Origin of the sequence: Hyphomicrobium methylovorum, assembly GCF_013626205.1 — a bacterium.
Classification (GTDB): Bacteria; Pseudomonadota; Alphaproteobacteria; order Rhizobiales; family Hyphomicrobiaceae; genus Hyphomicrobium_B; species Hyphomicrobium_B methylovorum.
The window spans coordinates 3,243,315-3,268,314 of record NZ_QHJE01000001.1 but is presented as its reverse complement, the minus strand read 5'-3'; the positions used below and the strand labels follow the sequence as shown (position 1 = coordinate 3,268,314).

At 60.2% G+C, this 25,000-nt stretch carries 26 protein-coding genes; 13 read left to right on the top strand and 13 right to left on the bottom strand.

Annotation, left to right across the window (positions count from 1 at the left end; all coding sequences use genetic code 11):
* Positions 1-24: 24 nt before the first annotated feature.
* From DLM45_RS15525 to mdoH, 3 genes are read right to left on the bottom strand one after another with little or no spacing between them, the layout of a single operon-like run.
* Positions 25-1,068, bottom strand: coding sequence for a hypothetical protein (locus DLM45_RS15525; RefSeq protein WP_246317454.1), 1,044 nt, complete (start codon positions 1,066-1,068; stop codon positions 25-27).
* A gap of 38 nt (positions 1,069-1,106) precedes the next feature.
* Positions 1,107-1,850: an FkbM family methyltransferase gene (locus DLM45_RS15520; protein ID WP_181337976.1), complete on the bottom strand. Its 744-nt coding sequence runs from the start codon at positions 1,848-1,850 to the stop codon at positions 1,107-1,109.
* Positions 1,851-1,853: 3 nt separating this feature from the next.
* Positions 1,854-3,671 carry a glucans biosynthesis glucosyltransferase MdoH gene (mdoH, locus tag DLM45_RS15515; RefSeq protein ID WP_181337975.1) on the bottom strand — a complete coding sequence of 606 codons (1,818 nt, stop codon included), beginning with the start codon at positions 3,669-3,671 and terminating at the stop codon, positions 1,854-1,856.
* Between the two features lie 20 nt (positions 3,672-3,691).
* On the opposite strand from mdoH, the gene DLM45_RS15510 reads away from it, so the two are divergent.
* From DLM45_RS15510 to DLM45_RS15495, 4 genes are read left to right on the top strand one after another with little or no spacing between them, the layout of a single operon-like run.
* Entirely contained in the window at positions 3,692-4,717 is a 1,026-nt protein-coding gene (locus DLM45_RS15510; RefSeq protein ID WP_181337974.1) for a zinc-dependent alcohol dehydrogenase, read from the top strand.
* Positions 4,718-4,742: 25 nt separating this feature from the next.
* Complete coding sequence (locus tag DLM45_RS15505) at positions 4,743-5,147, top strand: 6-pyruvoyl trahydropterin synthase family protein (protein ID WP_181337973.1); 405 nt, start codon at positions 4,743-4,745, stop codon at positions 5,145-5,147.
* A complete protein-coding gene (locus tag DLM45_RS15500) occupies positions 5,140-6,186 on the top strand; it encodes a glycosyltransferase (protein ID WP_181337972.1) in 1,047 nt (348 codons plus the stop codon). The genes DLM45_RS15505 and DLM45_RS15500 overlap by 8 nt, the downstream gene beginning before the upstream one ends.
* Positions 6,183-7,019: a class I SAM-dependent methyltransferase gene (locus tag DLM45_RS15495; protein WP_181337971.1), complete on the top strand. Its 837-nt coding sequence runs from the start codon at positions 6,183-6,185 to the stop codon at positions 7,017-7,019. The genes DLM45_RS15500 and DLM45_RS15495 overlap by 4 nt, the downstream gene beginning before the upstream one ends.
* A 21-nt stretch (positions 7,020-7,040) precedes the next feature.
* On the opposite strand, the gene DLM45_RS15490 is transcribed toward DLM45_RS15495, so the two are convergent.
* Positions 7,041-7,640 (bottom strand): cytochrome b, encoded by a 600-nt coding sequence (locus DLM45_RS15490; protein ID WP_181337970.1) that lies wholly within the window; start codon positions 7,638-7,640, stop codon positions 7,041-7,043.
* 5 nt (positions 7,641-7,645) lie between these two features.
* On the bottom strand, positions 7,646-8,392 hold the full coding sequence (locus DLM45_RS15485) for a RibD family protein (protein ID WP_246317452.1): 747 nt from the start codon (positions 8,390-8,392) through the stop codon (positions 7,646-7,648).
* Between the two features lie 140 nt (positions 8,393-8,532).
* Here DLM45_RS15485 and DLM45_RS15480 point away from each other — a divergent pair, with 140 nt between their 5' ends.
* A complete protein-coding gene (locus DLM45_RS15480; protein ID WP_181337968.1) occupies positions 8,533-10,320 on the top strand; it encodes a glucan ABC transporter ATP-binding protein/ permease in 1,788 nt (595 codons plus the stop codon).
* A gap of 56 nt (positions 10,321-10,376) precedes the next feature.
* Here DLM45_RS15480 and DLM45_RS15475 read toward each other — a convergent pair whose 3' ends face one another.
* The gene (locus DLM45_RS15475) at positions 10,377-11,018 is read right to left on the bottom strand and encodes a GTP cyclohydrolase II (RefSeq protein WP_181337967.1); all 642 of its coding nucleotides are present in this window, start codon (positions 11,016-11,018) and stop codon (positions 10,377-10,379) included.
* Positions 11,019-11,302: 284 nt separating this feature from the next.
* On the opposite strand from DLM45_RS15475, the gene DLM45_RS15470 reads away from it, so the two are divergent.
* Positions 11,303-12,310, top strand: a complete 1,008-nt coding sequence (locus DLM45_RS15470) for an MraY family glycosyltransferase (RefSeq protein WP_181337966.1) — start codon at positions 11,303-11,305, stop codon at positions 12,308-12,310.
* Here DLM45_RS15470 and DLM45_RS15465 read toward each other — a convergent pair.
* The 4 genes from DLM45_RS15465 to DLM45_RS16580 all read right to left on the bottom strand — a co-directional run bounded on the left by DLM45_RS15465 (position 12,267) and on the right by DLM45_RS16580 (position 14,773).
* On the bottom strand, positions 12,267-12,698 hold the full coding sequence (locus DLM45_RS15465; RefSeq protein ID WP_181337965.1) for a CoA-binding protein: 432 nt from the start codon (positions 12,696-12,698) through the stop codon (positions 12,267-12,269). The two genes, DLM45_RS15470 and DLM45_RS15465, sit on opposite strands and share 44 nt — an antisense overlap.
* Entirely contained in the window at positions 12,695-13,144 is a 450-nt protein-coding gene (locus DLM45_RS15460) for a VOC family protein (protein ID WP_181337964.1), read from the bottom strand. The genes DLM45_RS15465 and DLM45_RS15460 overlap by 4 nt, the downstream gene beginning before the upstream one ends.
* Before the next feature lie 56 nt (positions 13,145-13,200).
* Positions 13,201-14,016 (bottom strand): enoyl-CoA hydratase, encoded by an 816-nt coding sequence (locus DLM45_RS15455; RefSeq protein ID WP_181338371.1) that lies wholly within the window; start codon positions 14,014-14,016, stop codon positions 13,201-13,203.
* A gap of 61 nt (positions 14,017-14,077) precedes the next feature.
* A complete protein-coding gene (locus DLM45_RS16580) occupies positions 14,078-14,773 on the bottom strand; it encodes a hypothetical protein (protein WP_246317448.1) in 696 nt (231 codons plus the stop codon).
* 384 nt (positions 14,774-15,157) lie between these two features.
* Here DLM45_RS16580 and rplM point away from each other — a divergent pair, with 384 nt between their 5' ends.
* The 4 genes from rplM to argC all read left to right on the top strand — a co-directional run bounded on the left by rplM (position 15,158) and on the right by argC (position 17,978).
* On the top strand, positions 15,158-15,619 hold the full coding sequence (rplM, locus tag DLM45_RS15445; RefSeq protein WP_181337963.1) for a 50S ribosomal protein L13: 462 nt from the start codon (positions 15,158-15,160) through the stop codon (positions 15,617-15,619).
* A gap of 5 nt (positions 15,620-15,624) precedes the next feature.
* On the top strand, positions 15,625-16,104 hold the full coding sequence (gene rpsI / locus DLM45_RS15440) for a 30S ribosomal protein S9 (RefSeq protein WP_181337962.1): 480 nt from the start codon (positions 15,625-15,627) through the stop codon (positions 16,102-16,104).
* Between the two features lie 157 nt (positions 16,105-16,261).
* A complete protein-coding gene (locus tag DLM45_RS15435; protein WP_181337961.1) occupies positions 16,262-17,017 on the top strand; it encodes a TerC family protein in 756 nt (251 codons plus the stop codon).
* Position 17,018: 1 nt separating this feature from the next.
* On the top strand, positions 17,019-17,978 hold the full coding sequence (gene argC, locus DLM45_RS15430) for an N-acetyl-gamma-glutamyl-phosphate reductase (RefSeq protein ID WP_181337960.1): 960 nt from the start codon (positions 17,019-17,021) through the stop codon (positions 17,976-17,978).
* Here the strand turns inward: argC and DLM45_RS15425 are convergent.
* Positions 17,971-19,074 carry a COX15/CtaA family protein gene (locus DLM45_RS15425; protein ID WP_181337959.1) on the bottom strand — a complete coding sequence of 368 codons (1,104 nt, stop codon included), beginning with the start codon at positions 19,072-19,074 and terminating at the stop codon, positions 17,971-17,973. The two genes, argC and DLM45_RS15425, sit on opposite strands and share 8 nt — an antisense overlap.
* A gap of 103 nt (positions 19,075-19,177) precedes the next feature.
* Between DLM45_RS15425 and DLM45_RS15420 the strand changes: the two genes are divergently transcribed.
* On the top strand, positions 19,178-19,393 hold the full coding sequence (locus DLM45_RS15420) for a DUF2842 domain-containing protein (RefSeq protein WP_425485223.1): 216 nt from the start codon (positions 19,178-19,180) through the stop codon (positions 19,391-19,393).
* On the opposite strand, the gene DLM45_RS15415 is transcribed toward DLM45_RS15420, so the two are convergent.
* Together DLM45_RS15415 and DLM45_RS15410 are read right to left on the bottom strand one after the other, a co-directional pair.
* Positions 19,362-20,489 (bottom strand): polysaccharide deacetylase family protein, encoded by a 1,128-nt coding sequence (locus DLM45_RS15415; protein ID WP_181337958.1) that lies wholly within the window; start codon positions 20,487-20,489, stop codon positions 19,362-19,364. The two genes, DLM45_RS15420 and DLM45_RS15415, sit on opposite strands and share 32 nt — an antisense overlap.
* 99 nt (positions 20,490-20,588) lie before the next feature.
* Positions 20,589-22,871, bottom strand: a complete 2,283-nt coding sequence (locus DLM45_RS15410; protein WP_181337957.1) for a GumC family protein — start codon at positions 22,869-22,871, stop codon at positions 20,589-20,591.
* Positions 22,872-23,071: 200 nt separating this feature from the next.
* On the opposite strand from DLM45_RS15410, the gene DLM45_RS15405 reads away from it, so the two are divergent.
* Together DLM45_RS15405 and DLM45_RS15400 are read left to right on the top strand one after the other, a co-directional pair.
* Entirely contained in the window at positions 23,072-23,764 is a 693-nt protein-coding gene (locus tag DLM45_RS15405; protein ID WP_181337956.1) for a polysaccharide biosynthesis/export family protein, read from the top strand.
* A 67-nt stretch (positions 23,765-23,831) separates the two neighbouring features.
* Positions 23,832-24,920 carry a glycosyltransferase family 4 protein gene (locus DLM45_RS15400; protein ID WP_343062327.1) on the top strand — a complete coding sequence of 363 codons (1,089 nt, stop codon included), beginning with the start codon at positions 23,832-23,834 and terminating at the stop codon, positions 24,918-24,920.
* Positions 24,921-25,000 lie beyond the last annotated feature (80 nt).

Genomic DNA, 25,000 nt, shown 5'->3' with positions numbered 1-25,000 from the left:
CTCCACCCAACAGGCCTCTAAAGCCTAAGGCGTTGGTTCAGCCGGTGCTGCAGGCGTTGCCGCTGGAGCGCCGGTCGGATGCACGGGCGCTTCGTTCTTCGGCGGCTTCGCCTTTGCTTCACCCGAAAAGCTGTTGAACACCAGATCGGGCGACGAGGTGTTGTGGCGCGACGGCACAAGGCGGCCCGCCCAAACGTCTGTCGCCGTCGCCTTGTCGAAGGCCATGATGTTATTTTCGAGCCAGCCCTTCGCGCCGTTCTCGCGCAACGCAATCCGCGCAACGTCGTTATTGAACTCGGTAATGTACATCGACCGCAGCATTGCGAATGGCGAGTCCGAGATGCCCTTGTCGAACGTGACGTCGAGCGTCAGCTTATTGGTATCGGCGTTCATGAGGCGAACGACGGCATTGCCGCCACGCTCGAAATTGAGCGTGAAAGCCCGCGTTGCAGGTTCGAACACGACCTCTTTGATCTTGACCAGCGGACGCCCGTCATAGTCGACGGGCCCGACAAGAAACGACGACCCGTATGCCGTGTTGCGCATCGTGTCAGGCGTCATCGGCCGCGGACGCCAATAGCCATCCTGCGGATAAAGCACGAGCACTTCTTCCGCGCCGTCTTCACGACGGATCCAAAGCTGCAGCATATGAATGCTGTTGTCGACGTGCTCGCCGATCCGAACCGACGCCGTTGCCGGACGCCAGAACGTCGGGAACGTATAACCGATGACCCAGATCGCCGGATCTTCGTAGAGCGTCACTTTTTTCGGCTGGCTCGGCGGCGCAAATACGGGATCGCCTGTCATATCGCAGGCCGTCCAATCGGGCTCGAAGTTGTTGCGCAACCCCGGCGAGAGATAGGCCGGATGCGCGGCCTCAAGACGGAATGACCGAACCTCTTTGTTCGTGAACGAGAGCGCGACGTTATCCTTCTCAGCGCAGAGCACCGGCTCACTTTCGTTTTTAACATCGACGGCAAGCGCGTCGAGCGAAGCTGCACGCACCGGTCCAGTGACAAGACACGAGAGCGCGGCCGCCGCGGCGAAAACCCGAAAGCAATGATGCATTGATGAACTCCGATTGCGTGAACGTGAAAGTATAAGTGTTACGAACCAAGCAACGCATAAACGTCACCCGAATTCGCCTCGTCCGGTAAGGCGAGAATATGATTTGCCATCTCTGCGGCTGAAATCCAGTCGTCGAATGTCAGTTGCTGTGTTTCGCCGAACGCGACGTTATAGCGATAGTCTCCAAGTTGCGACAAACGGTCGAGACATCCGAGCGCCACGTCTCGCGCAATTGTCGTAAATTCAAACGACAGTGCTTTGACAGCACGTGACAGCCCAAACAGAACGGCTTCCTCTGATCCCTCGACATCGATTTTGATGAATGCCGGCACGCCGAAACGCGAGATCAGCGCGTCGAGCGTCACGACATCGACAACGAGTTCCGCATCCCAATTCTGCCCTTCCCATCCGGGTGCATCCACTGCGCCTGCTATGAAGCGCTTAGACAGCGTCGAGACGGTGGGATTGATCGTGTTGATGTGCAGCGTCAAAAACTCCGCACGAGGCCCGACGGCGCGATCGACGATTTCAACCAGCGGATCGCGTCCATGAATGTGCCGCAGCGCATCGAACAGCAGCGGCTGCGGTTCAACTGCAACGACGCGCGCACCGAGACGTCGGAACGATGAGACGCGATCACCGACATGCGCACCGATGTCGAATGCAAGATCGCCCGGCTCGATGAACTTGCGATAAAGCGCGTCCATCTCCGCACGTGGCACGTCGGGCCCGTGATAGACCCGCAAGGATCGGAATACGCCTTTGAGAGCGGGAGACACCATGCGTCAGCCCCTCCCTGCCGGTTGCACGGCAAGAACTTCGGGCGGCGGAGCGAAGTCTTCCGGGATCGCAGCAATGCCGCCACGGCGAAGCGCCCGGCCGAATGCTGGATTGGCAGTCAGCACCGCAAACGGAATGGCGAAAAGAAACCCAGCTGTGAACGGCAAGCTCAGCAATGCCAGCATAGGAGAAACAGCCGCAAGCAAACCAACAACGAGCACGCTGAATAGGAAATGCCAGCCAAACGCTTGCGTCGCCACTCGCCACGAGATCGCTCCCGCATCGCGCCGCTGGCTGCCCCAACCGATTGACTTTCCGAGCACTAGGCCTCCCATGAAGATCGCTGTGCGCAGCGACGTAATCGCGGAAAGCAGAAGCGAGAACACAATCTCGATAACGGCACTGAGCGAAAAGCGAACAGCGCCGCCGAAACGCTTCACTTCACCAGGAGTGAGAAACGCATCCACGATGCCCGCGAGCTTGGGCGTGAGATGCATGATGAGAATGGTAAGAAACAAAGCGACGGCCGAAGCTACCGAAAAACTCGGAGCATGAAGCACCTCGCTCGATGCCGCAGGCAACAGAACCAGAAACGTCATCCATGCCGGAACGCCAAGAAACATCAGCACGGCCCAGCCGAGTTGAAATCGGCTGACCGGACGCAGGCCGGGCAATCCAAGCAACGACACGTATTGCATGTTGCCCTGGCACCAGCGGCCATCGCGGCGGGCGAACTCGATCACGTCCGGCGGATTGTCTTCGAACGAGCCGATCTCAACCGGCAGCACGCGCACTTCAAATCCGCCGCGCCGCATCAGCGCCGCCTCGACTTGATCGTGGGAAAGGATCGGTCCCCCCCAAGGCGCGCTTCCGCCAAGCTCCGGCAAAGTGCAATGTTCGAGAAACGGCTGTATCCGGACAACGGCGTTATGTCCCCAATAGGGTCCGCAATCGCCGACCCACCATGCTTGCCCCGCCGTATAACTCCGCATGCCAAGCCGCATGCCAAATTGAAAGATGCGCGCGAAAGCGGATGACGACGGCGTGCCGACAACGAGACTCTGCAAAATGCCGAGCTTCGGATATTGTTCCATCAAACGGACAAGTTGAACGACGGCATCGCCCGTCATCAGGCTATCGGCATCGAGCGGCAGCATCAGTTCATAGTCTGCGCCCCAGCGCGAAGCGAAATCCCTGAGGTTGCCCGCTTTGAATCCGGCGTTATCCGTCCGTCGACGGTAAATAATCCGCGCGGTGTCCGCTGCGTCGTCCGTCTGCCACCGCGCGATCGCCGCCTCTTCCTGGGCCACAACGTCCGCACGGTCGCTATCGCTCAGAACGAAGTAAGCAAACTTTCCGCCCTCACCCGTTGCATCGATGCTCGCTTTAAGCGTGCGAAGACGGAGCAACGCACGTTCGGTATCCTCGTTGCGCAGCGTCATCACGATCGCGGTGTTAACCGTAATGGCAATCTCCGGCGTCACCGATCCGAACGCAAATCTTCCATCGCCACCGCGGCGCGCACCGTGAAGACACCACACGCCGATCAGCGCATTCCAAAATCCAATGACCGGCCATGGCAAACCAACCGCCAGCGCGAGGAGCAGCACAGCACTGAGCCACATCCATCCGTTCGCCGCCAAAACACTCCCCGCCCACACCAGCAGAAGCGCCCAGGTCGCCACGTTCAAGAATGCGACGAGCACACGGCGGCGCCTGAGCGTGGCGATTGCATCGATGCCCGCCGGTGTCGTAAGGCTTTGACTCGCGTCCGGGACAGCTCTAGCGCCCGACAACAGTTCGCGTTCCATATCGGCCGTCATGACGGAAACCGTCCTTCGCAATGAGTACCGAGCACTCCACGTCAGGCGAAGGTCCTCTCGACACGCGCCGCAGTCGCGGCCAGATCATCGTTGCCCGCGCGCTTTGGTACGTCAAACCAGGCGCAGCGGAACTTAGGAACGAGCGCCTCTCCCCATTGACGCCCAGCGATGCGCGCGTCGCAACGGAGTTCAGCGCCATCAGCCGAGGCACGGAGCGCTTGGTAGCGCGGGGCGAGGTGCCCGAAAGCGAATGGCCGCGCATGCGTGCTCCACTCCAGGCTGGAGACTTCCCTTTTCCGGTCAAATACGGTTATTCCGCGGCCGGTGTTGTGACAGCCGGGCCGCATGAGATCGTTGGCCGCCGCGTCTTCGCCTTGCATCCACACCAAGACCATTTCCAGACCGCAGCAAGCAACCTTGTGCCAATCCCTGATGCCGTCCCGTCACGCCGCGCCACGCTCGCGGCGAACATGGAAACCGCGCTCAACGCGCACTGGGACGCCGCGACCGCCCCGGGCGACCGCATTCTCGTCGTCGGTGCAGGCATCGTCGGGCTGCTCGTCGCTTATCTGGCACACCGCATCGCCGGTACAGACGTGACGATCACCGACATTGATCCCACCCGCGCCGAAACTGCCAAGGCGCTCGGACTAAAATTCGCCGCCCCAGGACACTGCCCGGAAGACTGCCGCTTGGTCTTCCATACCAGCGCCTCATCGGACGGGCTTGCTACGGCAATCGCATCGGCAGCGTTCGAAGGCACCATCATCGAAATGAGTTGGTATGGATCACGTCCCGTAACGGTCGAACTTGGCGGCGCCTTCCATAGCCGTCGCTTGAAGCTCGTCTCCTCGCAGGTCGGTCATGTTGCGCCGAGCCATCGCGCGCAAGTCACCCTGCGCGCCCGCCTCGAACGCGCTCTGGCACTGCTCGACGATCCGGCACTCGATTGTCTCGTCGCCGAAACCGTTCCCTTCGCTGACCTGCCAGTCGTCTTGCCTCAGATCTGGTCTTCGGCCACCTTGCCGCCCGTCATCGCTTATTGAACCCATTCGAAACGAGCCCAACCCTATGTTCTCCGTCGAAGTTCGCGATCGCATCATGATCGCCCATTCGCTGCCCAATCCGTTCTTCGGCCCGGCGCAGAATCTCCATGGCGCAACCTACGTGATTGACGTCGCGTTCTATCGCGAAGAGCTCACGCCCGAGAATGTCGTTGTCGACATTGGCGCGGCTCTTTCCGTTTTGTCGGCCACGTTGAAACCACTTGCTTACCAAAACCTCGACGTTTTACCTCAATTCAAGGGCCACCTCACGACAACCGAATTTCTCGCTAAGTATGTCTTCGATCGCATTGCCGATGCGGCCCGTTCGGGTAGCTTGGGCGAAAGCGGGAAATCATTGGCGCGCATCCGTGTAACGCTGTCCGAAACGGATCTCGCGCGCGCCACCTACGAAGGAAATATTCGTGGCTGAAGCCCTATTCGCCATTCCGGGAGACTTGCGCAGCACGACGGGCGGCTATGCCTACGATCGCCGCGTTCTCGAACTCCTGCCGGACTTCGGCGTGAACGTCTCGGTGCTGAATCTTCCGGCGTCGTTCCCGAACCCCACGCCCGCCGATCTCAAGGAAACCGCGCGCCTCTTCAAAGGAAGCCGCAGCGACGCCGTGACGATGATCGACGGCTTGGCTTTCGGCGCCTTCTCTCCACAGGTCGTCTCGGAGCTCAAGGGTCGCGTCATAGCCCTCGTGCACCACCCTCTGTTTCTGGAAACAGGGTTACCTCACGCGCGCAAGGTGGAACTCAAGGCAAGCGAAGAGAACGCCCTCAACCGCGCCGACAACATCGTCGTGACGAGCCGGACGACGAAGCGCATTCTCGTCGACACGATGGGGCTGCCTGCAATTAAGATCACGGTCGCGGAGCCCGGCACCGATCCCGCGCAACGCGCAACCGGCACCGGCGCACCGATGCAAATCCTATCCGTCGGCGCGGTCCTGCCGCGCAAGGGATACACAGCGCTGATCGAGGCGCTTGCTCCGCTGAAAGATATCGATTGGCGCTTGACCATCGCGGGCGCGCTTGATCGTCATGAGGGAGCCGTCGCCGAGTTACAGGATGCGCTGCGGAAAACGGGTCTCGAAGACCGCGTGACGCTCGCAGGCAAAGTCGTCCCGGCCACGCTCGACCGTTACTACGACAGTGCCGATCTTTTCGTCTCCGCCTCGCTGTTCGAGGGCTACGGTATGGTGCTCGCCGAAGCTATGGCGCGCGGCCTGCCGATGGTCATCACCGCAGGCGGCGCCGCTGCGGAAACCGCGGGCCGCGCCTCAGCGCTGCACGTCGAGGCAACCGACGTCGCCGGATTGACGGAAGCAATCCGAAAAGCACTGACCGACAAGAAACTGCGCGACAGCCTTGCCGATGCTGCATGGGAAGCCGGACGCACGTTACCGACGTGGCATGAAACGGCGCGGCGCATCGCGGCGGTCATACTCGGATTACGAACGTGAGCGATTTCTCCGCCGAATGGCTCGACCTACGCGAAGCGGCTGACCTCCGCGCGCGGAGCCGCACGATCGCAGATGCCGTTGCCGGACGTTTCGCTCTGCGCGATGAAATTCGTGTTCTCGATTTGGGATCCGGCACCGGCGCTAACCTACGCGCCACCGCCGCCTTACTTCCGAAGCGCCAATTCTGGACGTTGACCGATCAGAGCGCAGCCCTGCTCGATGTCGCCAAGGCGCGTCTTGCCCGCTGGGCTGATACGTCAGCACCTGAGGGTAACGGCATTCGCCTGACGAAAAACGGCAGCGACATCACCGTGTCGTTTGCAACGCTCGATCTGGCACAGGGCACCGAAGCCATGCTCGCCCAGGGCTGGGACCTTGTCGCGGCATCAGCCTTTTTCGATCTGGTATCGGAAGACTACATTCGCCGTCTCGCCAAGGCGATCGCTGAGCACCGCGCGGCATTCTACGCGGCGCTGACGTACAACGGCATCCGGCGCTGGACGCCGCCACGGCCCACAGACAACGTCCTGACTGCTGCGTTTCATCGCCATCAGATGCGCGATAAAGGCTTTGGCCCGGCTGCTGGCCCCGTTGCTCCGGTTCACCTCGCGGACCAGTTCCGCATCAACGGTTACACCGTGTTCGAAGACGATAGCCCATGGCGGCTCGATCGCGCCGACCGCATGCTCGTCGATGAACTGGTGCGCGGGCACGCCGTCGCCATCTCGGAAACGGACGGCATCGATCAGGCAACCATATTGAGCTGGGTCAACGTTCCGCACACAGCCGCACACGTCGGCCACACGGATACCTTTGCCGTCCCGGAACTCTGAGCGCTCAGTCGCGGCAAGAGATCAGACGATCCGCTTCGGCAGCATCCGTTCGACGACACGATCCCGGCGAACGAAGCGATGATAGATCGCGGCCGCGATGTGAATAACGACGAGCGCAAGCACAAGCATTGCGCCCGCCTCGTGCCAGCCGAACACCTCTTTCGACATGTCCTCATTCTTTTCAGTGACTGTCGGAAAGGGAATGCCGAACACATCAAGATAGCGCCCGTATGAACTCGCGACGTAACCGAGAATGGGCACAACGATCAGCAACGCATAGAGCGACCAGTGCACCAGATGGCTGCTACCGAGCATGGCTCGATTGAGCGTTGGATCCGGCCGCGGTGCGCCATGCATCAGGCGATAGCCGAGACGCAACAGCACGATCAGCAGGATCGTGACGCCGAGAAGCTTGTGTGAGTTGTAGAGAAAGCCTGTTACCTCGTCCCATACGCCGGTGACGGGTGCACCCTTCTCGTCAACGCCCGGCATCTCGTTGCCGCGATAGACCATGTAAAAGCCGAGAGGGAACTGCACCGCGATCAGCAGCGCCACTGTCCAATGCAGCAGGCGTGCAGGCGGTGTGTAGGTCGGAAGCTCATATCGTGGATCGTGCGCCATGGCGTTTAGCCTCGCCGCTGATGCCTCAGATCACAATCGAACAGCACATCGCCGTCGTCAAGAACGTGAACCTTCGTCGTTGGGCGAAGCGCCTTATCAAGGGTCGAGATAGGCGGCAGCGAAAGACCTTGAACGCCAGAGCCGATAATGATCGGCGCAATCAGCATATGAACCCGGTCAACGGCGCCCGCGTCGATAAAATGCGAGAGCGTTCGCGCACCGCCTTCGATCAGGATTTTCTTCAATCCAAGATGGAAGAGCGCCATCGCGATCGCAGCAGGATCAAGACGTCCGCCTGCAAACGGAACGGCTACAGCCTCCGCGCCCGTCGCGACTGGCCCTTCGCCACCCCGAACGACGATACGGCGCGCGCCATCATCCGCAAGCCACTGCGCAGGCGCCGCGAGCCGTCCAGTGGGATCGATCACCACACGCGCAGGCTGCCGCCCGGCTACGCGGCGCACCGTAAGACGCGGATCGTCAGCAACAATCGTTGTCGCCCCAACGACGACCGCATCGACGTGGGCGCGCAGCCGATGCAAATGATCCAGCGCAGACGCGCCGTTGATCCAGCGCGATTCTCCGCTCGCCGTCGCAATACGCCCGTCAAGTGATTGCCCAAGCTGCGCAATCACGAACGGCTTCTGGGGGTCGGCACCGACAATCGGCCCAAATATGGGATCATTAACGAGCGCGAGCGGCGCATGATGCTCGCCCCGCCCATCGCCTTCGGTCCGATGCGTTTTACCCAATGTATTCATATCGAATAATGATATAGGTCGCCGCCGCTGAACGACTCCTGAATCAGTCGTTTTCCATTTACACAAAGCTGGTCACACCGGCACCAGCCCGACGAATACGGTTTTTTGAGCCTCCGCCCCGAAATAGCGAAATGACCGAAAAACCGCTTGGCCTCATCCAGATCTATACGCGCTCGCTCGGCCTTCTCGCGTCCGAGAAGTATCTCGCTATCGGGCTCGCGAGCGCGGGCGTCGTTATCGCCGCGATCCAGCTTGCTGAGCCGATTCTTTTCGGCCGCGTGGTCGATGCGCTGAGCAAAGGCGAAAGCGCGTACGGCTACATCGGCCTTTGGGCGCTACTCGGGCTCTTCGGCATCATCGCGGGCGTGATCGTCGGCATCAACTCGGACCGGTTGGCGCACAGGCAAAAACAAGTGCACCTCGCGTCCGTCTTCGAAAAGGCGATCGCGATCCCGCAGAGCGTCCACGCCGCGCGCGGCTCCGGCGCCACCATCCGCACTATCCTCGCCGGAACGACCGCGCTCTTCTGGCTTTGGCTCGGCGCCATGCGCGAACAGCTCGCGGCGATCTTCGGTATTCTGCTGCTAATCCCAACGGCCATCAGCATGGACGCGCGGATGGCGATGATCCTGTTCGTTCTGGCCGCCGCCTACACGCTGATGAACGTCATCGTCATGCAACGCACCGCCGTCGGACAGGCGGCCGTCGAAAGTCATGAGTCGGGCCTCTCGAGCCGCGTCGTCGACGTCATCGGCAATGTCATGGTCGTGCAAAGCTACACGCGCTTGAGCATCGAGGCAGACGCTCTGCGCGCGGCATCCCGCGAGCTGCTGGCGGCGCAGTATCCGGTGCTCACGTGGTGGGGAATCCTGACGGTGATGCAGCGCTCCGCCGCCACGCTGACGATGGTGATTATCTTTGTGGCAGGCGCTGTTCTCGTCGGGCGAGGCGAGTTGACGGTCGGCCAGATCGTCAGCTTCGTTGCCTTCGCGACGCTGTTGATCGCCCGCCTCGATCAACTGTCCGCATTCGTCGTCCGCGTTCATCAGCAAGCTCCCGCCCTCACCGCGCTGTTCGCGCTGATGGATGAACCAGCAGGCACCCGCGACAAACCCGGTGCAATACCCCTTCCGCCCGGCGATGGAGCAGTCGCGTTCGAAAATGTCTCGTTCCAGTACCCTGGCAGCGCGCAGGGCATTTCCGACGTCAGCTTCCTTACGCGCGCAGGCGAAACGACCGCCATCGTCGGCCCAACGGGTTCAGGAAAATCAACAACCATTGCACTTTTGCAGCGTTTTCAAACGCCAACCGAAGGCCGCATCACGATCGACGGTACCGACATCGCGAACGTGACGCTCGACTCCTTGCGCCGGAGCATATCCGTCGTTTTCCAAGATGCGGGACTCTTCAATCGTTCGATCGGAGACAACATCCGTATCGGCAAACCCGACGCGACTGATGCCGAGGTCGAACGCGCCAGCCGTCTCGCGGAAGCGCACGATTTCATCATGCGTAAGCCCGAGGGCTATGACTTCATGATCGGCGAACGTGGATTGTCGCTATCGGGCGGTGAACGCCAGCGCATATCCATCGCGCGCGCCATTCTGAAGGACGCACCAATCCTGATTTTGGATGAAGCAACGAGCGCACTCGATTCCGAAACGGAAGCAAAAATCAAGCGGGCACTCGACACCCTTCGCGCCGGACGCACGACGTTCGTGATCGCACACCGCCTCTCGACCGTCGCAGATGCCGATCAGATCCTCGTGCTCGATCAGGGTGTGATCGTGGAACGCGGCCTCTTCAACGAACTGGCAGAAGGCGACGGCGTCTTCTCGCGTCTCGTCGCCGAAGGCGGCTTCACCGTTCCCAAAACGACGGAGACGCCACCCGACGAAGACAACTACGGCGGCGCATAGCCTTTACGCCCGGCCGCACTTTCCGAACCAAAGTCGGATCGCACCCAAAAAAAATTCTACAGCTTGTGCGCCATGCGCGCGCGCTTGGTTTCCAGATAGCGCGCATTGAACTTGTTTGGCACGATGACAAGCGGCAACCGCTCAGCAATGCGAATGCCCTTGGCCTTCAGCGCCTGTTCCTTGGCGGGGTTGTTCGAAAGCAGACGGATCTCGCTCATTCCGAGATCGCTAAGAATGCGCGCGGTCAGCCCGTAGTCGCGGCTGTCGATCGGCGCGCCCACTTCGATGTTAGCTTCGACCGTATCGAAACCCTGATCTTGCAGCGCATACGCCTTAATCTTCTTGAAGAGCCCAATGCCGCGCCCTTCGTGATAGGGCACATAGACAACAGCGCCATAGGGCACTTCGGTGATTACCTTCAGCGCTGCCTGCAGTTGCTGATAGCAATCGCACCGAAGCGAATGAAAAATATCGCCCGTCACACAGCCGGAATGGATGCGCACCACCGGCACGGGCTCGGACCCAGAAGTGATATTAGGATCGCGGTGAATGAGGACGAGCACCTGCTCTTCCTCGGTTTCGCCCTGATACGCGTGCGCCTCGAGCATCAGCTCGCGGCCCTCAAACGCAATCGGCAATACCGTTTCAACCGACCAGTCGGCTGGTAGCTCTATAGACGTCAAGACACCCGGCTTCATGGTTAGCAGTTGCTCCGGTCTTCGTGAAAGGCATATGCCCCATTCGGCGCGCCGGGGAAAGGTCGGTATCCCTTTGCCGTCCCTTCACGCCCCAGAATGCACCCACGTCCCCCTACATGGCCATAATCTGATTGAAAAATTAGGACGTCAGGATGACGCAAGCAGGAGGCCTTCCTGGCGCTCTTTAGAGAGTTTGGCCAGGCTCTAAGGCATAGTACGCGGCCCCCGGCTCTGCTATCGAACGCTGGCAACGCACGTGTCGTGGCAAGGGAGATAATGAGCATTTGCAGTTGCTGTTAACAGCGGGCCTCGCGTTCGTCCTCTCAACGGTCGCCACTCGCGCTGCCATCCCGTGGCTCAAGAGTCAGGGTGCTCTGGCGAGCGAAAATCAGCGCACCATGCACCGGGGGCTCATTCCGAAAGGCGGGGGCATTCCGCTGCTCGCCGCTGCGGCGGTGGCCGTATTTGCCGCCATGCCCCTTCCACCAGCCACGCCCGATTGGCTCATCGTGGGGACCGCGGCACTGTTCGCGGCGTTGATTTCGTGGCGCGACGACCTCGGTCATCTTTCGGCTTTTATCCGCCTTCCAGCGCATCTCGGCATCGCCGCCCTCGTGCTTTCTAAACTAGACCCCGGCACGCTCGTCTTCCATGACCTTCTTCCTCTTTGGGCCGACCGCGTTGCAGCAACCGTTGCGCTCGCCTGGATGATGAACCTCTACAATTTCATGGACGGCATAAACGGGCTCGCCGGTTCGGAAACCATTTCCATTTCACTCGGCTATCTCCTGATCGCCGCCGTCGCAGGAATCGCCCTACCCTATGCGCCACTGGCGGCTGCGTTGCTCGGCGCTGCTGCCGGGTTCCTGATCTGGAACGCACGCACGGCACCGCTGCTCTTCCTCGGAGATGTCGGTAGCGTTCCGCTTGGCCTGTTGACCGGCGTCCTGTTGCTCGATCTTGCGCAACGCGGCCTATGGGCGGCGGCGCTCATTCTACCGGCCTACTTCCTCGCCGACGCAACATTGACCCTGGTTCTCCGCATCCTGCGCGGAGAAATTCCGTGGGAAGCCCACCGGAGTCATGCCTATCAGCGCGCGGCGACTGCCCTCAATTCGCACCTTGCCGTCGTCGGGATCATCGCTGTAGCAAACGCGCTTCTGATCGCCGCCGCGCTTTTCTCCGTCTCCAACCCGGTGACAGGACTCATCGCTGCGGCAATGATCGTGACGGGCCTGATCGCTTATCTCAACCGAGCCGCGAAAGTTCGATCTTCGGGCACCGGTTCATGACGACAGTAAACCCGTGTGCGCGCGCAAGCTCCGCCGCCGCGTCGTTGATTACCCCGAGTTGCATCCAGATGACTGACGCACCGAGACGATCCTTCTCCGCTATCGCGGCCTGAACGATTTCGAGAGCCGCTGCTGAACTACGAAAAATATCGATGACGTCGACGGGCGCCGGAACACTCGCAAGATCAGCGTAGGCGGTTTCGCCATGAATACTTTTCCCCGCGACACCAGGGTTGACCGGACGCACCACGTAACCGCGCACCTGCAGGAATCTCATCACGTCATTACTGGGACGTTCCGCCTTCAGGCTCGCCCCAACTACCGCAAACGTCTTCGCCCGCTTGAGGAGCAGACGGATCTCGTCATCACTCGGATTATTGAATCTCATGCACCGGTCTCCGGGGCGGCGGGTGCCGGAAGCATCGGCTGACCATCGTCAGCAAGCGGCAGAAACGGGTTGTATGCCGTCTCCCAAATGTGCCCGTCCGGATCGGAGAAATAGCCGGAGTATCCGCCCCAGAAAACTTTCTGTCCTGGCTTCAGCAGCTTCGCCCCGGCCGCCACGGCTTCGCGGAGAACCCGGTCAACGTCCTCCTCCGATCTGACGTTATGCGCGAGAGTTATACCTGAAAATCCCGCCGCGCCGTTCGGAACGCAAGCATCCTTGGCAAGCTCGTCCCGACCGAAAAGCGCGAGAACGACACCGCCAGCATCGAAAAACGCAATCCGATCCTGGCTCGCTGACGACGCACGAAATCCCAGCGCTTCATAGAAACGCCGCGACCGTGCAACGTCGTCCACGCCGAGCGTTATGAGCGAAACCCGCGGTTCCAAATTCAACTCTCCCGATCAATCCACGCTGGCAGCGTTCGCCACCAATTGGCAATCGATCAATCGTTGCCCCAATTTGGCGGGCGCTTTTCGAGAAATGCCGCGATGCCTTCTTCGGCCGCGGGCGTCATCAGATTGTCGACCATCACTTCGCTCGCGAAGGAATACGCGTCGACCAACCCCATTTCCGTCTGGCGATAGAAAGCCGCTTTGCCCATCGCCACCGTTGTCCGCGATTTCGACGCGATGACATGCGCCATTGCAGCAGCTTCACCGACCACGCTACCCGCAGGCATCACGCGGTTGATTAGACCGTAGTTCTTCGCTTCCGTTGCCGAGATAGGCTCGCCAAGCAGCAGCATCTCCATCGCCCGCTTGCGCGAAACATTACGATTGAGCGCCACCATCGGCGTCGAACAGAAGAGCCCGATATTCACACCAGGCGTCGCGAAATCGGCGTGCGATGATGCAACGGCCAGATCACACGTCGCGACAAGCTGGCAGCCCGCCGCCGTGGCATGGCCTTCGACCGCCGCGATGACAGGCTTCGGGCACATCACGATCGAAAGCATCATCGCTGAGCAGGCGTACATCGTTTTACGATAGAACGCCTTCCCGCCATCTGGATCGCTGCGATGGGCGGTCAATTCCTTTACGTCATGCCCGGAACAAAAAACGCTTCCCTTCGCTGCGATAATGATCGCGCCAATGGTGTCATCCTTCCCAAGACGTTCAATCGCATCGTGCAGTTCGCGAATGAGTGCTGGTGACAGCGCATTGCGGGCATCGGGCCGATTGAGCGTGAGCATCGCTACACCCGGCTCGACTTCGCTCTGAAGCAAAATTGCTGGAGCGTCTGTAGGAGTATCTTGAATCAAATCACCGCCTTGCGCCGCGGCCGGATCGGCCAGCGCTGTTTGCGTTATCGTGGCGCCGCTACGGCAGCGCCTTCTCGATTTCAGCCCGATGGGCTCTCACGATCTCGACATTCTCTTTGTACTGGAGTCGCGGAGTCGTGTTGATCGCTTCCGTCAATTCCTCCACGAGTTGCTTTTTGTCGGCGTCGGGAATGCTTGAGTCCTTCTCTACCCCCTCGCGTTCTTTAAGCAGAACTTCGACCGGATCGACAAAATTGCCGGTGTTCGCATCAAGACCGGCAATCACCATCGAGATATTCGCTGCCACGTCGTCAAGCTCGGAAAAGCTACCAAATCCGTGCTTGGCGGCGATGCCCTCAAGTTCCGTCTGCAGCGCCGGATCAGGCTTATCACCCGCATCTTGCATCTTTGATGTAATCGCGGCGAGATCCGTCTGCGCTGCAATGAAATGCTTCACCTGCTCGTCGGTCAGCTTAATCTGTTTAACGTCGGCCTGAGCGGAAGGGCCCGAGCCCTCGTTCTTGACGGCCCCATCCTGCGCACCGGCATCGTTCTGGGCGCCGCCGTCGTCCTGAGGCCCCGGTTCCGCTTGTGTCTCAGTACCTTCCTGAGTTGCATCACCAGCAGCAGGCGCGTCGGTCTGCGCCATGAGCGGCCGGGCATTCAGTGCCACGCCCCCAAGACCGAGCATGAGCCCGCACACAACCAAACCGATACGCCCGGATACCGTCGTGCCCCCTAAGAGCCTCGCCATCCCGTTCCTCCACCTCTGAAGAGCCACCGCGCCACGCGGCTAGAAAACCTGACACGCCGACTGAGACGAGAATAAGAGAACCGACAGTCCCCGTTCGGCCCGAGAAAACCACGATCCGCCAGAGAATGCACCCCGCACTTTTGCTTTCCCTGGTAAAACCCCAAAAGCAGCTTACATTTAAACGGTATTCTGCAACCACATTACGGTATCTAATTACCACCCCCGATAAACACGCTATTTTCCGCGAAAAATCGCGGTTAATGCAGGTTCGAAACCTTGCGTCCGGCCTCAAATACCGCTATGCACGCCGCTTCCCGGACCCGCCTCCCGTATAACGAACGTGACGGTGTAGAAGGTCCAATCCGTCAAGGAGCCTAAAGACCAATGTCTACCTATGTCGCCAAACCGGCCACGGTGGAGAAGAAGTGGGTCCTCATCGACGCCGAAGGGCTGGTCGTTGGACGCCTCGCCGCTCTCATCGCAACGCGGCTTAAAGGCAAGCACAAGCCCATCTATACCCCTCACGTCGATTGCGGTGACAACATCGTCGTTATCAACGCCGAGAAGGTCGTCTTCACCGGCGCCAAGCGCGAAGACAAGGTCTACTACAAGCACACCGGTTATCCGGGCGGCATCAAGGAACGCTCTCCGCGCCAGATCCTTGAGGGCAAGACCCCCGAACGCATCGTTGAAAAGGCTGTTGAGCGCATGCTCGCACGCGGCCCGCTCCAGCGCCAGTTGATGCGCAATCTGCGCGTCTACAAGGGTGGCGAGCATCCGCACACCGCGCAGAACCCAGAGCAGCTCGACGTCGCTAAACTCAACCGTAAGAATGTGAGGGTCTGATTACAATGACCACCGAAACCAAGACCCTCGCCGATCTGGCACCCGCAAAGGGTGAAGGCGCTGAAGCCGCCCCGGTCCGTACCCAGAAGCTCGACAAGCTCGGCCGCGCCTATGCCACCGGCAAGCGTAAAGACGCCGTTGCTCGCGTCTGGCTGAAGCCGGGCAAGGGAATGATCACGGTCAACGAAAAGGACTACAAGGCCTATTTCGCCCGTCCGGTTTTGCAGATGCTGTTGCAGCAGCCGCTGAACCTCGCCAACCGCGCAACCCAGTACGACATTCGTATTACGGTTGCTGGCGGCGGTCTTTCGGGCCAGGCAGGCGCAGTCCGCCACGGCATTTCCAAGGCTCTCACATATTATGAGCCGGATCTGCGCGGCGTGCTGAAGAAGCAGGGCTTCCTGACGCGCGACAGCCGCACCGTTGAACGTAAGAAGTACGGCCGCGTCAAAGCGCGTAAATCCTTCCAGTTCTCGAAGCGTTAAGAGAACCGATTATCCGGTCCAGGACGATCGCAGCCCGCCTCATCGGCGGGCTGCTTTTGTTTTTGCGTCCCTGAGCCTTGCCGGATGGGGTTCGTGGTGCCACATAACCGCCCATCGGCGCACGCGAAGCGTGCAGTCTTGGGGGAACGGAGACCGCATGGAATGGTTTTTGAACGGAATTAGCGAGCTGCTCTCCGTGCTCGCAACAGATATTGAGCTGCTCCTCTCCCCCTCATGGTGGAGCGCTAACTCGGTCGCTCTCTTCAACATTTTGATGATCGACCTGACGCTCGCGGCCGATAACGCCATCGTCGTCGGCATGGCCGCGTCTCGCGTCGAACCGCACATCCGCACCAAGGTCATCTTCTGGGGCATCGCCGGCGCGGTGATCCTGCGCATCATTTTCGCCAGTATCACTCAGCAACTGCTGCAGGTTATCGGCCTCACCCTGGCGGGTGGCATCCTGCTGCTGTTCGTATGCTGGAAAATGTACAAGCAGATTATCGACAGCGACGCCCATTCAATCGATGCCGTAGAGCGCGATCTCGCGGCTCCCCTCGAGGCGCATAAGGCAACGAGCTTCTGGAGCGCGCTCTGGACGATCATCCTCGCCGACCTGTCGATGTCTCTCGACAACGTTCTGGCAGTCGCGGGCGCCGCGGGCGAATCCACACTGGTTCTCGTGATCGGCCTGGCTGTTGCGATCATTCTGATGGCAGTCGCCTCGACCTACATCGCCAAGCTTCTGCACCGCTTCCCTTGGATCGCTTGGATCGGTCTGATCATCATTCTTTATGTAGCGCTCAGCATGATCTACACCGACACGCATCGGATCGTGTGCGTGAACTACGGTGTCGGCTGCTCAGAGACACTGTGGGATGGCATCATGCACCGGCTTGGCCTCGGGAACTGACATGGCTGCAACGAAAAACGATCGGTCCCAAAAGGCGAAGGCAGCGACTGTCTTCATCGATGGCGAAGCGGGAACGACGGGACTCGAAATCCGCGAGCGCTTGTCACACCTCGATGCGATCGATGTGAAAAGCATCGATCCGGCCCTTCGCAAGGATCGCGGCGCGCGTCAGGAGTTGATGCGCGCTGCCGACCTCGTCGTGCTCTGTCTCCCGGATGATGCAGCTCGGGAAGCCGTGGCGTTAGCCGACGAACTCGGCGCTGACGCCCCAAAGATCGTGGACGCATCAACCGCGCACCGCGTCAGTTCTGGCTGGGTCTATGGCTTCGCCGAAATGGCAGCGGATCAGGCGGACAAAATCCGCAACGCCGCACGAGTCGCCAATCCCGGCTGCTACCCGACAGGCGGCATCGCGCTTCTGCGCCCGCTCGTCGACGCTGGCATCATGCCGAAGGATTATCCCGTCACCATCAATGCGGTCTCGGGCTATTCGGGCGGCGGCCGTACCATGATTGAAGCATACGAAGCCGGAACAGCTCCGCCCTTCGACCTCTACGGCCTGAGCCTGGAGCACAAGCACATTCCCGAGTTGCAAACCTACACGGGTTTGACGCGGCGGCCGATCTTCGTGCCGAGCGTCGGCAACTTCCGCAAGGGCATGCTCGTCTCGGTTCCGCTGCATCTCGATACGCTGAACGGCGCACCGTCCGTTGCAGAGATCGAAGGCGTGCTCGCAAAGTACTACGACGGCGCTGACCTCGTCCGCGTCGTCCGTGCGGACAAGGCCCCGCTTTCACGGCTCGACGCCGAAGCGCTCAACGGAACCGACCAGCTTGAGCTGTTCGTAACAGGCAAACCCGAGCATGGTCAGGCCGTTCTGATCGCGCGCCTCGATAACCTCGGCAAAGGCGCAGCAGGTGCCGCCGTGCAGAATATCAAACTGATGCTGGGTCTTACCTGAGCTGACCGGCCGCGATCTGCGACGTACCGCGGTGGCGCACCACGTAGAGGTGCAGCACCGCCAGCGTCAGCACGATCGCGCCACCTGCCTGATGCAGCAACGCGACGTCGAGTTGCACGTGCGTGAGCAGCGTTGCGATGCCCAGTCCCATCTGTGCAAACACGACAACGGCGAGTGCGATTGCCGTCGTTTGGATCCGCCGATCGAAGCGGCGTCCCCAGACAAGCCAAACTTCCACCAGAGCTGCGATCCCGACGAGATATGCCAACATCCGGTGATTGAACTGCGACGCCGCGTGGCTCTCGAAGAAACTGAGATACCAAGGCGTCGTCCAGTAGTCGCTCGGCACCCACTGACCATTCATCGTCGGCCACGTATTGTAGATAAAGCCAGCCTTCAAACCGGCAACGAATGCCCCAAGCACAACCTGCGCAATGACGATCACGAGAAGAAACGTCGCCATGCGCCGAACCGTTAGGCTGGCAGCTTCACCCGTTGGCGCAGACGTATTCGGCCATTCCTCAAGGGCTAACCAGACGAGAAGTCCGAGGATCAGAAACGCCGTGGTGAGATGCAGCGCGAGGCGATACTGGCTGACGTCGATACGATCGACGAGTCCAGACTTCACCATGTACCAACCGATCACGCCCTGAAGCCCCCCGAGCGCAAGCACGCCCAGAAACTTCACGCCGCTTCCGCGCTTGAGCGAACCCGTTACCCAGAATGCGAGCAGCGGCAGCGCAAACGCGAGGCCGATGAAGCGCCCGAGAAAACGGTGGCTCCACTCCCACCAGTAGATGAACTTGAACTCTTCAAGCGTCATCCCGTGGTTCATGATGTGGTACTGCGGGATCAGCTTGTACTTCTCGAACGCCTCGATCCAATGGCTCTCATCGAGGGGAGGAATCGCACCCAGCAGCGGCTGCCATTCGGTAATGGAGAGACCGCTTTCTGTCAGGCGCGTCGCACCGCCGACGATAATCATCGCCACCACGAGCGCCGCGACGAACCAGAGCCACAACGAGACGGCGCGCTGAACGCCCTCGCGGTCCGCGTTCCTCGTTCGCTGCTGATCTATCGTCGGAGCCATCGTCATCGGTATTATCCCGGCCGTGTCTAAAGCTGTGATACCTGAGCTTTTCCCCCGGACAATGCGCCTATCGGGCGCGGTTGCGGCGAGACGCTGGCCGCTGTAGCTCATGGATATGACCCTGCGCACCCGCAAATTTATTGGAACGATCGCGCTTTTCGCGCTCGTCACCGTTTATGCGTTGATCGCGCTGGCGGTCGCTATCGTTCTGCAAGTGCACGAAGCGAATAAGCTTGTCGAACTGGTCTATTACGTCGTCGCCGGGCTTCTTTGGGTGCTTCCGGCAGGCGTCATCATCTGGTGGATGCAGAAGCCGGGCGCGTAGCGGCATCACGCCCACTCAGCTTTCTCGCTCCGGCTTTCACTGGAGTGAGAACAGACTTCACCCCATCCCGAAGCGCAAACGGCAGCCCTGAAAGCAGCGCGCTGAGATAGCGCACATCCTGATAATGCCCGTTCAGCGAAAGCCGCGGCAATGCCGTTAGTGCATCTGCATGCGGCGCGTACAGGAGACCTTTGCGCGTCGTCACCGCCGTCTCGACGCCAAGCTCGCGCGCAATCTCAAACTCCCGTTCGGCCGCACTTCCCTCGTCACCATACGGATAACTGAAATGCCGGCATGGACGCCCGAGTTCACGCTCGATGCGCGCGATGCTCTCAGCCATTTCCTGGCGGGCTTCTTCATCCGGCAATTTCGCCAGCGCCATGTGATTGCACGTATGCGCACCGATGCAAACGAGCGGATCGCGAGCCAGCGCCCGGATTTCGTCCCAACTCATAATCAAGTCACGGCAAAGCGCATGGCCATCGATTCCAGCCTGAGCAGCCAGACCGTTCACGACAGCGCGCGCGTCACGTTCCGGCATTTTCCGCAGAGACCAGTAGATGTCGTGAAATGCAGCCGTCTTCTCGCGATCATTCGCCAATGAATACGCGCGCTCGTCTCCATCAAGCGCGACAGTCACCGCCTCGAGCCGCTGCAGCGCTGTTTCCAGCATCAACCACCAGAGATCGCCCTCGCCGTCCGCGTACGTCGACGGAACGTAGATCGTGAACGGAACGCCGTGCCGTTTGAAAACGGGATAGGCAAAATCGCGATTGTCCTTATAGCCGTCGTCCAGCGTGAAGACCGCGAACGGCTTATCACCGTCACCACGGTCTTTGAGACGTGAGGGAACATCGTCAAGCGAGATGATCTCGAAACCTTGCGCGCGGACTTCCTGAATGACGGTATCGAGAAACTCCGGAGTGACTTTCAAACTCCGGTTTGGATCGAACGCGCGAGCGGGTTCGGGCGTCACGTGATGAAGCATCAAAATCACGCCGTCGCCTGACGTAAACGGCCGTGCCATCCGCGCCATGCCGGAGCGATGCAATGCCGAAAGCGCCGCTTTCAGAATTTCCGTCGTTTGTCGGCTCATAGCGTTAACTCAAACCACTCTTCTGTGTCCGTTATCGAAACATCGCTCCGCGCGATGCAAACTTCGTGCTTTCTCCGCCGCGTTGCAGTTCCAACGTCATCAAGCCGAACGCGCGATATCGTCTCCACGAGGGCGCATGATCCGATCTATCCGTGAACGGTCTTTCGCAACTTCTTCGTTAGCGCCTGCGAGATCAATGAGCTCGATGCCTTGAACGTCAAAACCGAGGAATGTCCCGGGCACGCGCACGTCCGCCAGGCCCGCGGAAGCCGTTCCATCCACCGTCGCCTCTCCAGCATTCCCCAATACGGTAACGCCCGCATCGAAGCGGCCTTCGATGACTTCGAACAACCGACGCGCTTCCCCACGATGCCGTCCGACAACGATGATATGATCGTAGGCTTCATCAAGCGCGTCGAGCACGAGATTCATCTGCTCGCTGGCAAGCGCACCAAAATCGGCGCCAAGGGCGGTGCCCGTCGCAATGGCGTGCACGCTCGTTCCCGTTAGCCGCTGAATGATCGCTTCGAAGCTCACCTCGCCGCGCATGAGATCATTGATACCGGGACCAGAGCCCGGACCCGAGACCTCGACGATGCCCTCACCTGCCGGGCTCCAATCGAGCAAGATGACCTGTCCGCCAGCCTGCGCCATTGCTTTCGCAAGCGCGATCGCGTCCTTCGAGGGATCAATCGCTTCAGTTGCACCCGTAATGATCGTGCGATATCCGCCGGATTCTGGCCGCCGCTCGATGAGCAGCGATGCGACAGTCGTAACGTCGGCCGCCTCGATAATCGGCACGGGGATAACGGCGACAGGCTCTGCCTCTGGTTGTGGTTCCATCGCCGGTTCGGACACAACCGCGGCTTCCGCCTCCGGCAATAACGGAAGATCAGGCTCCGAAGCAGCGACGATGCCCTCGTCCAGAACGGGTTCGGTCCGCACACGTCGAGTCTCTGCGCCAGCACGAGCGCGCGGCAATTTCTTGCGCCGGGGATTTTGTCCAGACTCGGCGCGTCGCGCTTCGACAAAAAGAGCTTTCGTCACCGTCCAGGCAACGCCAAACATCAACGCAGCAGCAGCCGCCAGTGCCGCCATGCGTCCCTTCTTCGGGAACACAGGAACGCTTTCCGCTTGCGCGTTTGAAATGATCTGCGCTTCGACGGGCTGCGCACGCGCATCGAGCTTCTTGCGGTTCGCCTCAAGTTGCCCTTGCAAATTTTCAAGCTCTGCGCGTTTCGCCTTGGCGGTCGTCTCAAGCTGTCGCAATTGCGCTTCTTCCGGCGCATTGCTGACCACACGTGCCTTGATGTCGGCGAGGCTCTGCTCAATGCTGGCCTCGCGCCCACGCGCAACTTTGGCTTCCTTGTCTAGGCTATCGACGATCTTCGATACCTCGTTTCGAACCTGAACGTTGAGACCCGCGAGATCCGCTTTCAGCTGCCGCATACGCGGATGGCCTGAAAGCAGCGTCGCCGAAAGCTCGGAAATCTGTCGCTCAATCCCGACGCGTTGCTGTACGAGGTTTTGAATGAGCGGAGACTTCTGCACATCGGGAAGCGCGTCCGCCGAACCGTTCGTCATCATTTCGCGCGCCGATGCCGCACGCGCTTCGGCTTCCCCGCGCGCTGCTTTGGTCTTCGTCAGTTCGGCCGTCAGCTCCGACATCTGCTGTTCGTTGAGACCGGTATTCTGAGCGCCGCCACGAAAGCCATCGATTTTACCGCGAAACCGGTCGACAGCCGTCTCAGCCGCCGCAACTTCGCTCGCAAGCTTTCCGATTTTCGATGTCAGAACGCCCTGCAGATCGTCGACTTCCGCAACGCCCTGTTTAGCGAGAGACGCGCGATAGGACTCCGCAAGCGCATTTGCAATCCGCGCAGCAATCTCAGGGTCCGTTGCCGTCATGCGGACGCCGATGAAACGGCTTTCCTTCGCGGTGTAGATTTCCAGCCGCTCGCGCAGCGCATTCAAAACGCGATCGCGCGCCGTCTCACCAGAGCGCGGCGCACCGATCCCGATCATACGTAAGAGGCTGTCGATCGTATCAACCGGCCCGAGCGCGCTATTGAACTCAGGCCGCTCTTCAAGCTTCAGATCTGTCGCGATCTTCTCAAGAAGATCCGTAGACTGCATTGCGCGCACATGCGTATTGATCGCTTCCTTGTCCATCCGCGTCGTGATGAGATCCGGACCGGAGCCCTGGTTGCGGGCATCGGAGAACGAGCCGGAAGCGCCGCGCGCGACAATGGCAAGCTCAGCTTCGCTCTGATACCGCGGCGCCATCAGCGACGCGACGGCATACGTCAGCCCGCCTACGAGAAAGCAGAGCAACAACAAACGCGGCACGGCGCGACGAAGCGCGTCAACCACCGCGGACATTTGAATATCGTCGGGTGACGCATGAGAGCGGGACGGCATACTCGGGCTCAACTTTGCTAAAAAAAGCGCAATTCCTGTCCCGAATAAGCCGTGCCTTCAGTTAGCAACTGATTAAGCGCGTCAGATAAATACACCGCATCAGCATTTCTTAACCTTGCGCCGCTAGCGTGATGAACGTCGTACGCATTGGAATTTCAGTCATGCCGTCTCGCGTGGTTTTCGTATTGGCCCTCGCCGCTCCGCTTCTTACAGGCGGGTGCGCCAGCCTGGGTGTCTACACATCTGACGAATTTGTTGCCGAGCGCGCCGCCGGGCCGAACGCCGATGGCTATCCCGTGCCCGTCACGCTTGCCTCCGCTGACGCTGTCGCGTGGGGCCCGCCGCTGGTGATGCCGGCTCCTGTCGTTCACGCTGAAATCGTTGCAGACAATGATGGCCCCTACCTTCTCGACACCGGCGATCGGCTCCGCGTCTTCATATACGGGCAGCCGAACCTCTCGCGGCTTTACACAGTCGACCACGAGGGCAAAATCGCGGTCCCGCTCATCGGCAGCGTTCGGGCACGCGGCCTGACGACCAACGCCCTTCAGTCCGCGATCCGCTCGCGGCTTGGCCAGGAATACGTGAAGGACCCCCAGGTCACGATCGACATTCAGCAGAACCGACCATTCTTTATCCTCGGTGAAGTGAAAAACGCCGGACAGTTCCCTTACGTTTCCGGCATGACGGTCGAAACCGCCGTGGCCATCGGAGGCGGATACACCGAGCGCGCAAGCGAACGCAGCTTCCGGATTTCACGAAATGTTGGCGGCGTACTCCAGCAGATCGAGGTTCCCGGCGCTGCAGCCGTTCGGCCCGGCGACACGGTTTACGTGTTCGAGAGATTTTTCTGAAACACGTCTTATCCTCCTCATGTAACAGTTCCTTGGAATGCGCATCCTCCATTGTCTTCGCGCCCCAGTGGGCGGCTTGTTTCGCCACGTTCTCGACCTGGCAGCAGCCCAAGCCGAACGCGGGCATGATGTCGGCATCTTTGCTGACAGCACCGCCGAGAACGCGCTGACGCGGTCTAAATTCGCAGCGATTGCGCCTCTACTGACTCTCGGTGTCGAGCGCGTGCCTATGAGCCGTAAGCCCGGCATTGGCGATATTTCGGCGGCGGCAAAAGTTCGCCGCCACGCGCAAAAACTCAACGTCGACGTGTTGCACGGACATGGCGCGAAGGGCGGGGCTTATGCGCGCCTCGCCGGAGCGAGCCTTTGGCTTCGCGGTCGCGACGTCAAATCGTTCTATACGCCCCACGGTGGCACACTCAATCACAAGCCCGGTTCGCTGGAGCAGCGCGGACTGTTCTTCGCAGAACGCGTACTAGAATACGTCACCGACGGGATGATTTTCGAAAGCGCGTATGCCGCCAATCTCTATCGCCAGAAGGTGAACTCCAGTGGTGCACCCGAGCGCATCATTCCAAACGGCCTGAAGCTCGCCGACTTCAAACAGATCACACCGATGCGCGACGCGACGGACCTCCTGTTCGTCGGCGAACTCCGTGATCTCAAAGGCGTCGATCTGCTGCTCGCAGCCCTCGCGGACCTGTCGCCCCAAAATCTAACAGCGACGATCGTCGGATCGGGGCCGGATGGCGACAAGCTCAAGGCAATGGCGACCGAGTTAGGCCTGGACGGACGCGTCCGCTTCACCGGAGCACTTCCGGCTTATGACGCCTTCGCTCTCGGGCGCATCATGGTTGTGCCATCGCGGGCCGAAAGTTTTCCATACATCGTCCTAGAAGCCGCCGCCGCTGGGCTACCGCTGATCGCGACCAACGTCGGTGGCATACCCGAGATTGTTGCAGGCACGGATACGGCTCTAGTCGCTCCGGATAATGTCCCTGCACTGACGGCCGCGCTCCGTGAAATTCTCGCCACCCCGGAACTGGCACGCGCCAAAAGCGCACGCCTGCGCGACGCAATCGCCAGGAAATTCACGGTCGCAGCTATGACGACAGGCGTTCTCAACTTCTACACGTCGCCGACACCTCAAGATTAGCGCCAGCAACACGATTGCAGGTTAACGGCTCTTAACTCCCTTGGCACAGTGCCTGCTTCTTCCGTCGTCACATTCGGAAA

Bases quoted from the DNA above. Each gene is read 5' to 3' on its own strand.
- rplM (WP_181337963.1), top strand. From the start codon at position 15,158: ATGTCTACCTATGTCGCCAAACCGGCCACGGTGGAGAAGAAGTGGGTC.
- DLM45_RS15525 (WP_246317454.1), bottom strand. From the start codon at position 1,068: ATGCATCATTGCTTTCGGGTTTTCGCCGCGGCGGCCGCGCTCTCGTGT.
- DLM45_RS15425 (WP_181337959.1), bottom strand. From the start codon at position 19,074: ATGACGATGGCTCCGACGATAGATCAGCAGCGAACGAGGAACGCGGAC.
- DLM45_RS15405 (WP_181337956.1), top strand. From the start codon at position 23,072: ATGCCGTCTCGCGTGGTTTTCGTATTGGCCCTCGCCGCTCCGCTTCTT.
- DLM45_RS15505 (WP_181337973.1), top strand. From the start codon at position 4,743: ATGTTCTCCGTCGAAGTTCGCGATCGCATCATGATCGCCCATTCGCTG.
- DLM45_RS15520 (WP_181337976.1), bottom strand. From the start codon at position 1,850: ATGGTGTCTCCCGCTCTCAAAGGCGTATTCCGATCCTTGCGGGTCTAT.
- DLM45_RS15435 (WP_181337961.1), top strand. From the start codon at position 16,262: ATGGAATGGTTTTTGAACGGAATTAGCGAGCTGCTCTCCGTGCTCGCA.
- DLM45_RS15490 (WP_181337970.1), bottom strand. From the start codon at position 7,640: ATGGCGCACGATCCACGATATGAGCTTCCGACCTACACACCGCCTGCA.
- rpsI (WP_181337962.1), top strand. From the start codon at position 15,625: ATGACCACCGAAACCAAGACCCTCGCCGATCTGGCACCCGCAAAGGGT.
- DLM45_RS15465 (WP_181337965.1), bottom strand. From the start codon at position 12,698: ATGAGATTCAATAATCCGAGTGATGACGAGATCCGTCTGCTCCTCAAG.
- DLM45_RS15420 (WP_425485223.1), top strand. From the start codon at position 19,178: ATGGATATGACCCTGCGCACCCGCAAATTTATTGGAACGATCGCGCTT.
- DLM45_RS15475 (WP_181337967.1), bottom strand. From the start codon at position 11,018: ATGAAGCCGGGTGTCTTGACGTCTATAGAGCTACCAGCCGACTGGTCG.
- DLM45_RS15410 (WP_181337957.1), bottom strand. From the start codon at position 22,871: ATGTCCGCGGTGGTTGACGCGCTTCGTCGCGCCGTGCCGCGTTTGTTG.
- DLM45_RS15415 (WP_181337958.1), bottom strand. From the start codon at position 20,489: ATGAGCCGACAAACGACGGAAATTCTGAAAGCGGCGCTTTCGGCATTG.
- DLM45_RS16580 (WP_246317448.1), bottom strand. From the start codon at position 14,773: ATGGCGAGGCTCTTAGGGGGCACGACGGTATCCGGGCGTATCGGTTTG.
- mdoH (WP_181337975.1), bottom strand. From the start codon at position 3,671: ATGACGGCCGATATGGAACGCGAACTGTTGTCGGGCGCTAGAGCTGTC.
- DLM45_RS15510 (WP_181337974.1), top strand. From the start codon at position 3,692: ATGAGTACCGAGCACTCCACGTCAGGCGAAGGTCCTCTCGACACGCGC.
- DLM45_RS15480 (WP_181337968.1), top strand. From the start codon at position 8,533: ATGACCGAAAAACCGCTTGGCCTCATCCAGATCTATACGCGCTCGCTC.
- argC (WP_181337960.1), top strand. From the start codon at position 17,019: ATGGCTGCAACGAAAAACGATCGGTCCCAAAAGGCGAAGGCAGCGACT.